Origin of the sequence: Sphingopyxis sp. PET50 (assembly GCF_025244705.1) — a bacterium.
Lineage (GTDB): Bacteria > Pseudomonadota > Alphaproteobacteria > Sphingomonadales > Sphingomonadaceae > Sphingopyxis.
In genome coordinates this window covers 3,545,739-3,558,434 of record NZ_CP104207.1, presented here as the reverse complement: position 1 = coordinate 3,558,434, position 12,696 = coordinate 3,545,739, and the positions used below count along the sequence as shown (strand labels likewise).

General features: G+C 66.3%; 14 protein-coding genes and 1 pseudogene. 11 read left to right on the top strand and 4 right to left on the bottom strand.

Going from position 1 to position 12,696, the window contains the following annotated elements; all coding sequences use genetic code 11:
• Positions 1–72: 72 nt before the first annotated feature.
• From dapF to N0A20_RS18670, 3 genes are all read right to left on the bottom strand, one after another.
• Positions 73–879, bottom strand: coding sequence for a diaminopimelate epimerase (dapF, locus tag N0A20_RS18680; protein ID WP_260581779.1), 807 nt, complete (start codon positions 877–879; stop codon positions 73–75).
• Positions 828–1,280 (bottom strand): endonuclease domain-containing protein, encoded by a 453-nt coding sequence (locus N0A20_RS18675; protein WP_312846571.1) that lies wholly within the window; start codon positions 1,278–1,280, stop codon positions 828–830. The genes dapF and N0A20_RS18675 overlap by 52 nt, the downstream gene beginning before the upstream one ends.
• A 134-nt stretch (positions 1,281–1,414) precedes the next feature.
• Entirely contained in the window at positions 1,415–3,046 is a 1,632-nt protein-coding gene (locus N0A20_RS18670; RefSeq protein WP_260581778.1) for a bifunctional diguanylate cyclase/phosphodiesterase, read from the bottom strand.
• Positions 3,047–3,292: 246 nt separating this feature from the next.
• Here N0A20_RS18670 and ffh point away from each other — a divergent pair, with 246 nt between their 5' ends.
• The 4 genes and pseudogenes from ffh (at position 3,293) to N0A20_RS18650 (ending at position 7,605) form a co-directional block, all read left to right on the top strand.
• Entirely contained in the window at positions 3,293–4,738 is a 1,446-nt protein-coding gene (ffh, locus tag N0A20_RS18665) for a signal recognition particle protein (protein WP_260581777.1), read from the top strand.
• Between the two features lie 90 nt (positions 4,739–4,828).
• Positions 4,829–5,308 (top strand): annotated as a pseudogene (rpsP, locus tag N0A20_RS18660) (30S ribosomal protein S16); the annotation flags it as partial.
• Between the two features lie 171 nt (positions 5,309–5,479).
• Entirely contained in the window at positions 5,480–5,974 is a 495-nt protein-coding gene (gene rimM, locus N0A20_RS18655) for a ribosome maturation factor RimM (RefSeq protein ID WP_260581776.1), read from the top strand.
• 113 nt (positions 5,975–6,087) lie between these two features.
• The gene (locus tag N0A20_RS18650) at positions 6,088–7,605 is read left to right on the top strand and encodes a serine hydrolase domain-containing protein (protein ID WP_260581775.1); all 1,518 of its coding nucleotides are present in this window, start codon (positions 6,088–6,090) and stop codon (positions 7,603–7,605) included.
• Positions 7,606–7,714: 109 nt separating this feature from the next.
• Here N0A20_RS18650 and N0A20_RS18645 read toward each other — a convergent pair whose 3' ends face one another.
• Positions 7,715–7,876 (bottom strand): hypothetical protein, encoded by a 162-nt coding sequence (locus N0A20_RS18645; RefSeq protein ID WP_260581774.1) that lies wholly within the window; start codon positions 7,874–7,876, stop codon positions 7,715–7,717.
• Positions 7,877–7,978: 102 nt separating this feature from the next.
• On the opposite strand from N0A20_RS18645, the gene N0A20_RS18640 reads away from it, so the two are divergent.
• The 7 genes from N0A20_RS18640 to N0A20_RS18610 all read left to right on the top strand — a co-directional run bounded on the left by N0A20_RS18640 (position 7,979) and on the right by N0A20_RS18610 (position 12,579).
• Positions 7,979–8,899, top strand: a complete 921-nt coding sequence (locus N0A20_RS18640; protein WP_260581773.1) for a LysR substrate-binding domain-containing protein — start codon at positions 7,979–7,981, stop codon at positions 8,897–8,899.
• Positions 8,900–8,945: 46 nt separating this feature from the next.
• Positions 8,946–9,311 carry an AbrB/MazE/SpoVT family DNA-binding domain-containing protein gene (locus N0A20_RS18635; RefSeq protein ID WP_260581772.1) on the top strand — a complete coding sequence of 122 codons (366 nt, stop codon included), beginning with the start codon at positions 8,946–8,948 and terminating at the stop codon, positions 9,309–9,311.
• Entirely contained in the window at positions 9,308–9,685 is a 378-nt protein-coding gene (locus N0A20_RS18630; RefSeq protein WP_260581771.1) for a type II toxin-antitoxin system VapC family toxin, read from the top strand. Before N0A20_RS18635 ends, N0A20_RS18630 begins: the two co-directional genes overlap by 4 nt.
• Positions 9,682–10,419 (top strand): tRNA (guanosine(37)-N1)-methyltransferase TrmD, encoded by a 738-nt coding sequence (trmD, locus tag N0A20_RS18625; protein WP_260581770.1) that lies wholly within the window; start codon positions 9,682–9,684, stop codon positions 10,417–10,419. The genes N0A20_RS18630 and trmD overlap by 4 nt, the downstream gene beginning before the upstream one ends.
• A gap of 5 nt (positions 10,420–10,424) precedes the next feature.
• Positions 10,425–10,802 carry a 50S ribosomal protein L19 gene (rplS, locus tag N0A20_RS18620; protein ID WP_058455038.1) on the top strand — a complete coding sequence of 126 codons (378 nt, stop codon included), beginning with the start codon at positions 10,425–10,427 and terminating at the stop codon, positions 10,800–10,802.
• A 99-nt stretch (positions 10,803–10,901) separates the two neighbouring features.
• Positions 10,902–11,519, top strand: a complete 618-nt coding sequence (locus N0A20_RS18615) for a DUF1287 domain-containing protein (protein ID WP_260581769.1) — start codon at positions 10,902–10,904, stop codon at positions 11,517–11,519.
• Positions 11,520–11,553: 34 nt separating this feature from the next.
• Complete coding sequence (locus N0A20_RS18610; protein ID WP_260581768.1) at positions 11,554–12,579, top strand: aspartate-semialdehyde dehydrogenase; 1,026 nt, start codon at positions 11,554–11,556, stop codon at positions 12,577–12,579.
• Positions 12,580–12,696 lie beyond the last annotated feature (117 nt).

Below are 12,696 nucleotides of genomic sequence, written 5' to 3'. Positions count from 1 at the left end.
CGCCTCGCCCTCGGCGATATTCAGCTCGGCACCCGAAATTGACGACCGCCGGGCCGTCCAAAACTTGGGCGCTCATCCGAACTGCGCCCAGTCGGTCTCGCCCTCATACACGCGCGTCGCGGCGCCGCTCATCACGATCGGCTCGCCGGGCGCCCAGCGGATGATCAGGTCGCCGCCGGGCAGCGACACCGTCACCGGCGAGGCGACCTTGCCGGCGCGGATCGCCGCGACCGCGGTCGCGCACGCGCCGGTGCCGCAAGCCTGCGTCAGCCCGACACCGCGCTCCCACACCCGCAATTGCAGCCGGTCGGGGCCGTCGAGGCTCGCGACATTGACGTTGACGCGCTCGGGGAACAGCGGGTCGGTCTCGATCCGCGGCCCCAGTTCGTCGAGCGCCACCGCATCGGCCTCGGGCACGAAGAAGACGATGTGCGGATTGCCGACATTGACCGCGGCGCCATGCTCCAGCTCGTCCCACGCGACGGGCATGTCGCGCGTGTCCATCGGCATCGCGAGCGGAATATGCTCCCAGTCGAATTGCGGCTCGCCCAGCACCACCTCGGCGCCGCCGTCGGCGGGCGTGACGCGCAGCATCCCGCCCAAAGTCTCGATCACCGCGGGCTGGCCGAGCAATGTCGCGACACAGCGCGTCGCATTGCCGCACGCCTCGACCTCGCTGCCGTCGGCGTTGAAGATGCGCATCCTCACATCGGCATGGGCCGAGGGTTCGAGCAGGATCAGCTGGTCGCATCCGATGCCGAAACGCCGGTCGGCGATCGCATGCGCGCGCCCCGGGGTCATCGCCACGGGCGCCTCGCGCGCGTCGATCACGACAAAGTCGTTGCCCAGCCCGTGCATCTTGGTGAAGCGATCCGCCATATCCCGCGCATGTAGGGCGGCGGACCGGCGAAGTCTAGCGAGGCGGGGGCTCTTGCGCGACGGGGTTTCCTCGCTCTCCCCTCCCTGGAAGGGAGGGGCTGGGGGTGGGTGTCGCCGAGGCACTCGGCGACGTGCGCCAGCACGGTCTTTGCCGCGCCTTCGGGATTGCCGAGAACGTCGCTGTTCCAGAGCCGGACCACCCGCCAGCCATTCGCTTCCAGATAGGCCGTTCGTTCGGCATCATAATCTTGCTGGTCGACATGCTGGCTGCCGTCGAGTTCGACCGCCAGCTTCGCCTCGCGGCACGCCAGATCGACGATGTAATTCCCGACGACCAGTTGCCGGGTGAAGGCGGGCCGATATCTCGATAGCAATCGCCATAACTTGCGCTCAGCCGGCATGTGGACTCGCGCCGCAATCGGCGCGCGCGTTCGGTCATCTCGGGCGGCACGCGATGCATAGGATAGAGAATAGAACGGCGAGCTGCGCTCGCCAACCCACCCCCAACCCCTCCCTGAAGAAGGGAGGGGAGAAGCTATGCCGATCGCCTCCGCTCTTCCTCGACCACGGCGCCTTCGTCCAGCACCAGCGGCGTCCGCAGCAGCCCGCGTTCCGCGAGCAGCTTTGCCGTCACCGCCGCCGATGCCGGCTTGCCATAGAACCAGCCCTGCGCCTTGGCGCAACCGAGCCGCGTCAGTTCGATCGCGGTCGCCTCGTCCTCGACGCCTTCGGCGGTGATCGGCATGGCCAGGCTTTCGCCCAGCCGCACGATCGCGACGACGATCGCCTGCGCGTCGGGGCTGCCCTGCATCGCGGCGATGAAACTCTTGTCAATCTTGATCCGGTCGAACGGCAGCGCGCGCAGGTGCGACAGCGAGCTGTAGCCGGTGCCGAAATCGTCGAGCGAGAGCGACACGCCCTGATTCTTCAGGCTGGTGACGATCGAGCGCACCAGCGGCAAATTCTCGAACAGCGAACTTTCGGTGATCTCGACCTCGAGCTGGCTCGCCGGAAAACCCGTCTCGACCAGCAGCTTGGTCAGCTTCTGGCTGAACCAGGGGTCTTTGAGCTGCTGCGGCGAGATGTTGACCGCCAGCGTGATCGACGGGTCCCAGCCCTTGGCGATTTCCATCGCGTGCCGCACGACGCGTAGCGACAGCTCGCCGATCAGCCCGCTATCCTCGGCGACCGGGATGAAGCGGTCGGGCTCGATCATGCCATGCTCGGGCGAATCCCAGCGCATCAGCATTTCGAAGCCGACGAGCCGACCCGTCGCGATGTCGACCTGCGGTTCGAAAAAGGGCACGAACTCGTCGCGCGGCATGCCGCTGCGGATGCCGGTCTCGATCTGGTTGCGGACCTGCACCGCCATTTCCATGCCGGCCTCGAACCAGCAGAAGCGGTTCCGCCCTTCGTCCTTGCAATGATACATGGCGATGTCGGCCTGGCGCACCAGCGTGTCCATCGTTACCTCGGCGGTCGTCGCCAGCGCCAGCCCGATCGAGGCGCCGATGCGGATCTGCTGCGCATCGTGCGTCACCGGCTCTTCGAGCACGGTGACCAGCTCGGCCGCGAGCGCTTCGATATGCGGCGTGCCGCTGGGCTCGAACATCTGCATCGCGACGAATTCGTCGCCGCCCAGCCGCGCCATCAGCGCGCTCGGCGGCAGCACGCTTGCGATCCGTTCGGCGGCGACCCTCAGCATCCGGTCGCCCGCGGCATGGCCGTGAATGTCGTTGACGGTCTTGAAATGGTCGAGGTCGAGCAGGAACAGCGCGACATGGCGATGCCCGGCGGCGGCCTCGGCGACCAGCGCCTGCCCCTGTTCGATCATCGCGCGCCGGTTCAGGAAGTCGGTCAGCGGATCGGTATCGGCCAGATAGCGGGCGCGCTGTTCGGCTTCGGTGCGCTCGCGGATTTCGCGGTGCAGATCGTTATAGCGGCGCCAGCCGAACAGGATCAGCGCGATGTTCAGGATCAGCGTCGCCGCCAGCACCTGGTCGGTGCCGCCGCCGATGCCCGACAGCGCGCGCACGACCGATTGCATGACGCTGCTGCCGGTGCCGATGAACAGGATGATCGCCGCAACGACGATGCCCCCGGCGACGACATCGCGCTTCGCACTTTCGGCGCGGTCGGGTGTTTTGGGCGGAACGGCTGTCCCCATATTTCGAATGTCCCCACAGTCAGCCGCCCTTCTGCGCCTGAAGCGGTGAAATTTGCGTTAAGTGTGGGGGAGCGTTCGCTTGCCTTTCCTCCCCATTTCCCGTACAGGCGCCTCCGTCCGGCGGCATCTCGCGGCCGGGCATATCGACATCCGCGACGGAAAACCTGTCCACGGATACCGCTGGTTGGCGAGGTTTCGCTCACCGGCGTGTTTTGCGTTGCGGGCGTCGAAAGCAAGGATTTGGCTGTGTTCGATAGTCTGAGCAACCGGCTTGGCGATGTTTTCGGAAAGCTCCGCGGTCGCGGTGCGCTGACCGAGGCCGACGTGCGCGCCGCGATGCGCGAAGTGCGAATCGCCCTGCTCGAGGCCGACGTCGCGCTGCCCGTCGTGCGCAGCTTCGTCGATCAGGTCACCGAACTCGCGGTCGGCCAGAACGTCCTGCGCTCGGTTACCCCGGGGCAGCAGGTGGTCAAGATCGTCAGCGACGCGCTTACCGAAATGCTCGGCTCCGAAACCGCCGAGCTGAACCTCGCCGTCACTCCCCCCGCCGTCATCATGATGGTCGGGCTTCAGGGTTCGGGCAAGACGACGACGACCGCGAAGATCGCCAAGCGGCTGAAGGACAAGGAGCGCAAGAAGGTGCTGATGGCGTCGCTCGACGTCAACCGGCCCGCAGCGCAGGAACAGCTTGCGGTTCTCGGCCAACAGATCGACGTCGCAACGTTGCCGATCATTGCCGGGCAACAGCCGGTCGAGATCGCACAGCGCGCGCTGCAGGCCGCGAAGCTTCAGGGCTATGACGTGCTGATGCTCGACACCGCGGGCCGCCTCCACGTCGACCAGCAACTGATGGACGAGATGCAGGCGGTGTCGCGCGCGGCAAACCCGGCCGAAACCCTGCTCGTCGTCGACAGCCTGACCGGCCAGGACGCGGTGCAGGTGGCGCAGCGCTTCACCGACCAGGTGCCGCTGACCGGCGTCGTGCTGACCCGCATGGACGGCGACGCGCGCGGCGGCGCCGCGCTGTCGATGCGCGCGGTCACCGGCAAGCCGATCAAGTTCGCGGGCACCGGCGAAAAGCTCGACGGGCTCGAACTCTTCCAGCCGTCGCGCATCGCGGGCCGCATCCTCGGCATGGGCGACGTCGTCAGCCTCGTCGAACGCGCCGCCGAGACGATCCAGGCCGAAGAGGCCGAGGCGATGGCGGCGAAGATGGCCAAGGGCCAGTTCGACCTCAACGACCTGCGCACCCAGCTCAACCAGATGCGCCGCATGGGCGGCCTCGGCGCGCTCGCCGGCATGATCCCGGGCATCAAGAAGGCGCAGGTCGCGATGGCGCAGGGCGGCGCCGACGACAAGATGCTGATCCATTTCGACGCGATCATGGGCTCGATGACGCCGAAGGAGCGCGCCAAGCCCGAAATCCTGACCGCGAAGCGCAAGATCCGCATCGCCAACGGCTCGGGCACCAATGTCCAGATGGTCAACCGCGTGCTCAAGATGCACCAGGAAATGTCCACCGCGATGAAGAAGATCCGCAAGATGGGCGGCTTGAAAGGCCTCGGCGCGCTGTTCGGCAAGGGCGGCGGCATTCCCGGAATGGGCGGCGGCGGCGGCCTCGGCGGCCTGCCCGGTCTCGGCGGCGGGGCGATCCCGCCCGAACTCGCCAATCTGATGAACAAGAAGAAATGACGGCCCAGACAGGCCGTCATCCCGGCGCAGGCCGGGATCCAGTGAATAAAAAACGACCTTGAATTTGAATTAGAAAGAAGGACTTACACCATGGCTACCTCCATTCGCCTGTCGCGCGGCGGTTCGAAAAAGCGCCCCTATTACAAGATCGTCGTCGCCGATTCGCGGTCCCCTCGCGACGGTCGCTTCATCGAGCGCATCGGCAGCTACAACCCGCTGCTCGCCAAGGACAATCCGGAGCGCGTGAAGCTCGACGCCGAGCGTGCGAAGCACTGGATCTCGGTCGGCGCGCAGCCGACCGACCGCGTCGCCCGTTTCCTCGACGCCGCCGGCGTCAAGGAACGCGCCGCGCGCAACAACCCGAACAAGGCTGTCCCGGGCGAAAAGGCCAAGGAACGCGCCGAAGAGAAGGCCGCCAAGATCGCCGAGGCCGAAGAGGCCGCGAAGGAAGCCGCCGCCGCTCCCGCTCCCGAAGTCGAAGCACCGGCCGAAGAATCGCCTGCTGAAGAGGTCGTGGCCGAAGCGGCGCCCGCCGCCGAAGAAGCCGCCGCTCCCGAAGTCGCGGAATCGGACGCCACTGGCTCGGTGAAGAGTGAAGCGACGGCCGAAGCCGTGGCCGAAGCCGTCGCCGACGAAGTTCCCGCCGATGCGACCGCCGAGGACGCGACCGCGATCGCCGAGGAAGTCGCCGAGGGCGGCCCGGTCGCTCCCGAAGCCGAAGAAAAGGCCGAAGGCTAAATCTTGGCCGACGCGAACCGCCCCGTCACCCTCGCCGCCATCGCCGGCGCGCATGGGGTGCGGGGCGAGGTGCGGCTGAAACTGTTCGGAGAAGGCGCGGAGAGCCTCCGCGCCTTCTCCGCCCTGAATGCAGGCGAGCGCACGCTGACGCTGAAATCGGTCCGCCCCGCCAACCAGGGCGCGGTCGCCAGCTTCGCCGAGGTGACCGACCGCAGCGCCGCCGAGGCGCTCCGCGGCACCCTGCTCACCGTCCCGCGCTCGGCGCTGCCGCCTTTGGGCGAGGGCGAATATTATCATCACGACCTGATCGGCCTACCCTGCGTCTCGACCGACGGCGGTGCGATCGGCACGATCGTCGCGGTCGAGAATTTCGGCGCCGGCGACATCCTCGAAATCGAAAAGCCCGACCGCAAACGCTTCATGGTGCCGATGACCGCAAAAGCGGTTCCCGCATGGGACGCCGATGGCGTGACCATCGCCGCCGCTTTCGTCGAATAACCATCCGTCCCGCCAAAATCCGTTCGCCCTGAGCTTGTCGAAGGGCCGTTCTTCCTCTCTATGTCGGCATGGAGAATAGTGCTTCGACAAGCTCAGCACGAACGGAGGTTTTGATGCGCTCAGGATTGGCTCTTCTGCTGGCGACCGCGCTGGCCATTCCGCTCCCCGCCTTCGCCCAGGACGCCGCCCCGCAGACCTTCGATCAGCTCGCCCCCGAAATCGACGCGCTATTCGCCCTCTACCAAGCCGATGCCCATGTCCCCGGCCTCGTCTATGGCATCGTCAAGGACGGCAAGCTCGCCTATGTGAACGGCGTCGGGGTGCAGGACCTCGACGCGAAGCGCCCCGTCACCCCCGACAGCCTGTTCCGCATCGCCTCGATGACCAAGGCCTTCACCGCGCTGTCGATCCTGAAGCTGCGCGACGACGGCAAGCTCCGCCTCGACGACCTCGCCGAGGACTATATTCCCGAAATGAAGGGCTGGACCTATCCGACAAAGGACAGCCCGCGAATCCGCATCCGCGATCTGCTCCAGCACGTCGGCGGCCTCGTCACCGACGATCCGTGGGGCGACCGGCAGCAAGTGCTGCCGCAGGAGGATTTCACGAACATGATCGCGGCGGGCGTGCCCTTCAGCCGCGTACCGCAAAGCAGCCACGAATATTCGAACTTCGGCTACGCCCTGCTCGGCCGCATCGTGACCAACGCGTCGGGCATGCCCTACACCGACTATGTCCGGCAGACGATCCTGACCCCGCTCGGCATGACCGCTAGCGGCTATGATGTGACCAAAGCGCCGAAGGAGCGTTACGCCCGCGGTTATCGCTGGGAAAACGAAGCCTGGTCGCCCGAGCCCGAAATGATCGACGGCGCCTTCAACGCGATGGGCGGGCTTCAGGTCAGCGCCAACGATTATGCGAAATGGGTCGCGTTCCTCCTGTCCGCCTGGCCCGCGCGCGACGATCCCGACACCGGGCCGGTCAAAAGATCGACGGTGCGCGAAATCGCGCAGGGATTGAATTTCACGTCGGTGGCGAACCGCATCGGATCGACCGGCGCCGACGCCTGCAAGCAAAGCCTCGCCTATGGCATGGGCTGGCGCGTCGCGCAGGACTGCGACCTCGGCCTCACTCTCGCGCATGGCGGCGGCTATCCCGGCTATGGCAGCCATGTGATGCTGATGCCCGACCATGGCGTCGGCATTTTCGCACTCGCGAACCGCACCTATGCCGGGCCGTCGGGACCAGCCTGGGACACGGCGGTGGCGATGGACAAGGCGGGCCTGCTCGAAAGCCGGACGGTGCCCGTGTCGCCCGCAGTGGCCGACGCCTTCGTCGCGGTGCGCGCCGCTTATGCGGCGGGCAGCCTCGCGCCGCTCGACGGTCGGCTCGCGATGAATTTCCTGCTCGATCGTTCGGCGGAAAACTGGGCCGCCGAACTCGCGCAGCTCAGGCGCGCGGTCGGCGAATGCCCTGATGCACAGCCGCTCGCGCCGATGGGCGCGATGTCGACGGCCTTCCGCCTCGACTGCGAAAAGGGCAAGCTCGACGGCATGCTGCTGCTTGCGCCGACCACCCCCGCGACGATTCAGGCGCTCCGCCTGCGCGCCGTGCCGCCACCGGCGCCATAGGGCTCGGGGGTCGCGCCCATGCCTCCTCATGGGCCGCAGCCGCTATCGAACGTCGCGCGCCCGGCGAGGGACCACCGGGCGCGCGAAGGGGCTGGCCAGGCTCGAGATTTCAGCCCAGCCCAAGGCGTCCGCGCACGCTGGCGTCGCGGCTGTCGCGCCGCCGCCGCAGCCGCGCGATGGCGCCCGCCAGCGCGGCGATGCCGCGATCGATATCGGCGCTGAACCGCTCGTGATTTTCGGCCCAGCCGCGCATCCATTGTTCGTCTTGCATCGAATGTCTCCTGTCTCTGCGATGCCCGTCAGATGCGCCTTCGCGTGCCGCGCCGCCAACAAAAGCTTTGCGCCCTCTCATAAGCTGAGCTTATATAATGCCATGCCCAAGCTGCCGCCCCTTGCCGCCGTCCGGACCTTCGAGGCCGTCGGCCGTCTGCAGAATTTCTCGCGCGCCGCGCAGGAACTGGGGATGACGCAGGCGGCGGTCAGCTATCAGGTCCGCCAATTGGAGGACCGGCTCGGCCGCGCGTTGTTCGTCCGCGAAAAGGGGCGGGTGCGTCTCTCCGAAACCGGGCAGCGGCTGCTCCCCGCGATCAGCCAGGCCTTCGCCGCCATGGGCGACGCCTTCGCGGCGCTGGACAACGACGAGGCCGAGGTGCTGACGATCAGCGCGATGACGACCTTCGGCGGCGCCTGGCTGAGCGCGCGCATCGGCGGGTTCCAGATCGCCTACCCCGACCTCGCGGTGCGCATGTCGATGAGCAACGAGCTGGTCGATTTCGATGCGACCAACGTCGACGTCGCGATTCGCGTCGGCCATGGCCGCTGGCCGGGCCTGCGCGCCGACTTCCTCTATCGCAGCCATGTGACGCCGATCTGCGCGCCCTCCTTTCGCGATGCCAACCGCATCGAACGGCCCGAGGATCTGCTGCGCGTCGAACGGCTCGCGCCGAACGACCCCTGGTGGGCGGGCTGGCTCGCCGCCGCCGGGGTCGACGTCGTCCCGCCGCCCCAGCGCCGCGGCATCGAACTCGACAGCCAGTTGCAGGAAGCGAGCGCGGTGCAGGGCGGTTACGGCATCGCGATGATGACGCCGCTGCTCTGGCGCGCCGAACTTGACGCCGGACGTCTCGTCCAGCCCTTTGCCACGCTGTACCAGCCGGGAAGCGCGCATTTCCTCGTCCACCGCGAAAACCGCATCGGGGTGCGCAAGATCGAACGCTTCCGCGAATGGCTGCACGCCGAGATGGACAAGGATCGCCACCTGCTGCCCGATGAACTGTGGGAGCCCTTGGCTTGACCACGATCAGCCTCGTATATACATGACGTATATACGGGAGCAAGCCATGACGAAGCGCGATGAAGTGAACGAAGACAGGCGCCTGTTCGCCTTGAATCGGGTCTTCGGCTCCGCCCCTTGGTTGAAGCCCTCCGACAACACGCGGCACAAGGTAAAGGTCTTCAAATCGGGAAATTCGCTGGCGGTACGAATCCCGGCGGGCACCAGATTGACGGCGGGAACCGAAATGGAGTTGATCGTCGAAGACGGACAATTCCTCTCCTACGAACCCGCCAATCAACCCAAACGCAAATTCAACATCGCCAAGGTGGCGGGATCGGCCACCGGCCTGCATCTGATCGCGCCTGAGGATAGGCTGTTCGAGGACCGTGCCCTGCTGGTGGGCAAGGACGATGGGAATGAGGGCGCGTGAAATATCTGCTCGACAGCAACGCCATCATCGCGCTTGTCATGAACCTCGACGCCCGATTGGTGTCGCGCGCGGGGGAATGCGACGAGGGCGACCTTGTCACCTCCGCCATCGCCTATGCCGAGGTCGCACATGGCGCGACGCGCGGCAAGGCGCCGGCTTTCGATCAGCTTCGAGCCTTCGTCGAAGAGGTCCGGGTGCTCGATTTCGACTATAAGGCTGCGCAGGCATACGCAGCGCTGCCCTTCAGACGGGGAAGCTATGACCGGCTGATCGCAGCCCACGCGCTATCCCAAGGCATCGCCCTCGTCACCGCAAACGAAACCGACTTCACCGATGTGCCTGGCTTGGTGGTCGAGAATTGGACGCTGCCTTGACCTTCGCCGCCGTCCCCCTGACCCTCTATCCCGACATGTTCCCCGGTCCGCTGGGGCACAGCATGGCGGGCCGCGCCCTCGAAGCCGGGGTGTGGTCGTGCGTCCCGCTGCAGATCCGCGACTTCGCGGCCGACAAACACCGCACCGTCGACGACACCCCGGCGGGCGGCGGCGCGGGCATGGTGCTGAAGGCCGACATATTGGCCGCGGCTCTCGATCACGCCGCCGCCGCGCACCCCGACCTGCCGATCCTCGCCATGACCCCGCGCGGGACGCCGGTCACCCAGTCCCGCGTGCGCGACCTTGCGGCCGGGCCGGGCGCCATCATCCTCTGTGGCCGGTTCGAGGGATTCGACGAACGTATCTTCGACGCGCGGCCAATCGAACAGGTGTCGATGGGCGACATCATCCTGTCGGGCGGCGAGATGGGGGCGCTGATGCTCCTCGACGCTTGCATTCGGCTGATTCCCGGCGTAATGGGCGCCACTTCCAGTGGGGACGACGAATCGTTCGAGAACGGTTTATTGGAATATCCGCACTACACCCGACCTGTGACATGGGAAGGGCGCACGATCCCCGAAGTGCTGCGATCGGGGGATCATGCGAAGATCGCCGCCTGGCGGAAACAACAGGCGGAGGATATCACACGGTTACGCAGGCCGGACCTTTGGGAGCGTCATGTCGATGCTCGGGACCGACCTGCCTCTGGCGCGCGGCGAAAGAAGAAGGACTAGAGGACATGAACCTCATCCAGACGATCGAAGCCGAAGAAATCGCCAAGGCCGGCAAGACGATCCCCGAATTCCGCCCCGGCGACACGCTGAAGGTCGGCGTGAAGGTGGTCGAAGGCGAACGCACCCGCGTGCAGAATTTCGAAGGCGTGTGCATCGCGCGCTCGAACAAGGGCATGGGCTCCAACTTCACCGTGCGCAAGATGTCGTTCGGCGAAGGCGTCGAGCGCGTCTTCCCGCTCTACTCGCCGAACATCGACAGCATTACCGTCGTCCGCAAGGGCGCCGTTCGCCGTGCGAAGCTTTACTATCTGCGTGGCCGCACCGGTAAATCGGCGCGTATTGCGGAACGCCGCGATTACCGGTCGGAAGCCGGCGAAGGCTAAGGAGAGCTTCTCCAACCCAAAGCCGAAACAGCTTTCCAAAACGACCGGTTCCGCCAAAGCGCGAAACCGGTCGTTTTTCATTTGGGCAACGCAAATCCGATGCATCAGTGCCTGTCCCCTCAGCCATCAAGGCGCGCCGTCCTCGGCGCGGGGCTGTGCTTTGGGGCGTTCGGCCTCGCGGGCGGGGCGTGGGCGGAGACAACCGCCGGGCGGCTGGTCGCTGCGGCGCGGCGGCAGGTCGGCATCACGCTCGCCTATGACCCCGCCTATACGGTGCTGCCCTTTCCGAACGGCGACGTCCCGCGCGCCAAGGGCGTGTGTACCGACGTCGTCATCCGCGCCTATCGCGATGCGTTCGGCATCGATCTGCAGGCCCTTGTAAATGCCGACATGAAGGGCGATTTCGGGGCCTATCCGAAGAATTGGGGACTACGCCGTCCCGACCGCAACATCGACCACCGCCGCGTGCCCAATCTCGCGACCTATTGGACGCGCCAGCGCGCGCGGCTTCCCGTCTCCGCCGATCCCGCCGACTGGCGGCCGGGCGACATCTTTACCGCGATGACCGGCGGGCGCTTCCCGCACACGGGCATCGTCTCGGACCGAACCAGCGCGGCGGGGCGCCCGCTTGTGATCCACAATATCGGCCGCGGCGCGCGCGAGGAAGACGCGCTGTTCGACCATCCGCTGACCGGCCATTTCCGCTGGAAAGTCTGAGTTTCAACCAAGTTCTGCACCGAGGAGTGAATAGATGGGTTATCGTATCGTTGTCGCCGGCGCGACGGGCAATGTCGGGCGCGAAGTGCTCGCCATCCTCGCCGAACGCGAATTCCCCTATGACGAGCTGGCCGCGGTCGCCTCGTCGCGCAGCCAGGGCGACGAGGTCGAGATCGGCGATACCGGCAAGACCGTGAAGTGCCAGAATATCGAGAATTTCGACTGGGCCGGCTGGGACATGGCGATCTTCGCGATCGGCAGCGACGCCACCGCGATCCACGCGCCCAAGGCGGCCGCGGCGGGCTGCGTGGTGATCGACAACTCGTCGCTTTACCGCATGGACCCCGACGTGCCGCTGATCGTGCCCGAGGTGAACCCCGACGCGATCGACGGCTATAAGAGGCGCAACATCATCGCGAACCCCAATTGCTCGACCGCGCAGATGGTCGTCGCGCTCAAGCCGCTGCACGACGCCGCAACGATCAAGCGCGTCGTCGTCTCGACCTACCAGTCGGTGTCGGGCGCGGGCAAGGCGGGCATGGACGAGCTGTGGAACCAGACGCGCCAGATCTTCGTCGGCGACGAAAAGGACGTGCAGAAGTTTACCAAGCAGATCGCCTTCAACGTCATCCCGCACATCGACAAATTCCTCGACGACGGTTCGACCAAGGAGGAATGGAAGATGGTCGTCGAGACCAAGAAGATCCTCGATCCGAAGATCAAGGTCACCGCGACCTGCGTCCGCGTCCCCGTCTTCGTCGGCCATAGCGAGGCGATCAACATCGAGATGGAGAAGGAACTGTCGGCCGAGGACGCGCAGCGCATCCTGCGCGAGGCGCCGGGCGTCGTGCTCCACGACAAGCGCGAGGACGGCGGCTACATCACCCCCGTCGAGAGCGTCGGCGACTTCGCGACCTTCGTCAGCCGCGTCCGCGAGGACCCGACGGTCGAAAACGGCCTCAATCTGTGGTGCGTGTCGGACAACCTCCGCAAGGGCGCGGCGCTCAACGCGGTGCAGATCGCCGAACTGCTCGGGCGCCGGCATCTGAAGAAGGGCTAGCATAGGTTCCGCCCTCCCCTTCAGGGGAGGGCAGCGAGACTTGGCGGCTTGCCGCCTAGTCGCAGCGGGTGGGGGCCAGAAACCTTGCGCTATCTCGAGGCCCCCACCCCAACCCCT

Coding starts and splice junctions, on each gene's coding strand:
- N0A20_RS18670 (WP_260581778.1), bottom strand. CDS start 3,046: ATGGGGACAGCCGTTCCGCCCAAAACACCCGACCGCGCCGAAAGTGCG.
- N0A20_RS18615 (WP_260581769.1), top strand. CDS start 10,902: ATGCATCAGTGCCTGTCCCCTCAGCCATCAAGGCGCGCCGTCCTCGGC.
- N0A20_RS18635 (WP_260581772.1), top strand. CDS start 8,946: ATGACGAAGCGCGATGAAGTGAACGAAGACAGGCGCCTGTTCGCCTTG.
- dapF (WP_260581779.1), bottom strand. CDS start 879: ATGGCGGATCGCTTCACCAAGATGCACGGGCTGGGCAACGACTTTGTC.
- N0A20_RS18640 (WP_260581773.1), top strand. CDS start 7,979: ATGCCCAAGCTGCCGCCCCTTGCCGCCGTCCGGACCTTCGAGGCCGTC.
- N0A20_RS18650 (WP_260581775.1), top strand. CDS start 6,088: ATGCGCTCAGGATTGGCTCTTCTGCTGGCGACCGCGCTGGCCATTCCG.
- N0A20_RS18645 (WP_260581774.1), bottom strand. CDS start 7,876: ATGCAAGACGAACAATGGATGCGCGGCTGGGCCGAAAATCACGAGCGG.
- N0A20_RS18610 (WP_260581768.1), top strand. CDS start 11,554: ATGGGTTATCGTATCGTTGTCGCCGGCGCGACGGGCAATGTCGGGCGC.
- rplS (WP_058455038.1), top strand. CDS start 10,425: ATGAACCTCATCCAGACGATCGAAGCCGAAGAAATCGCCAAGGCCGGC.
- N0A20_RS18675 (WP_312846571.1), bottom strand. CDS start 1,280: ATGCCGGCTGAGCGCAAGTTATGGCGATTGCTATCGAGATATCGGCCC.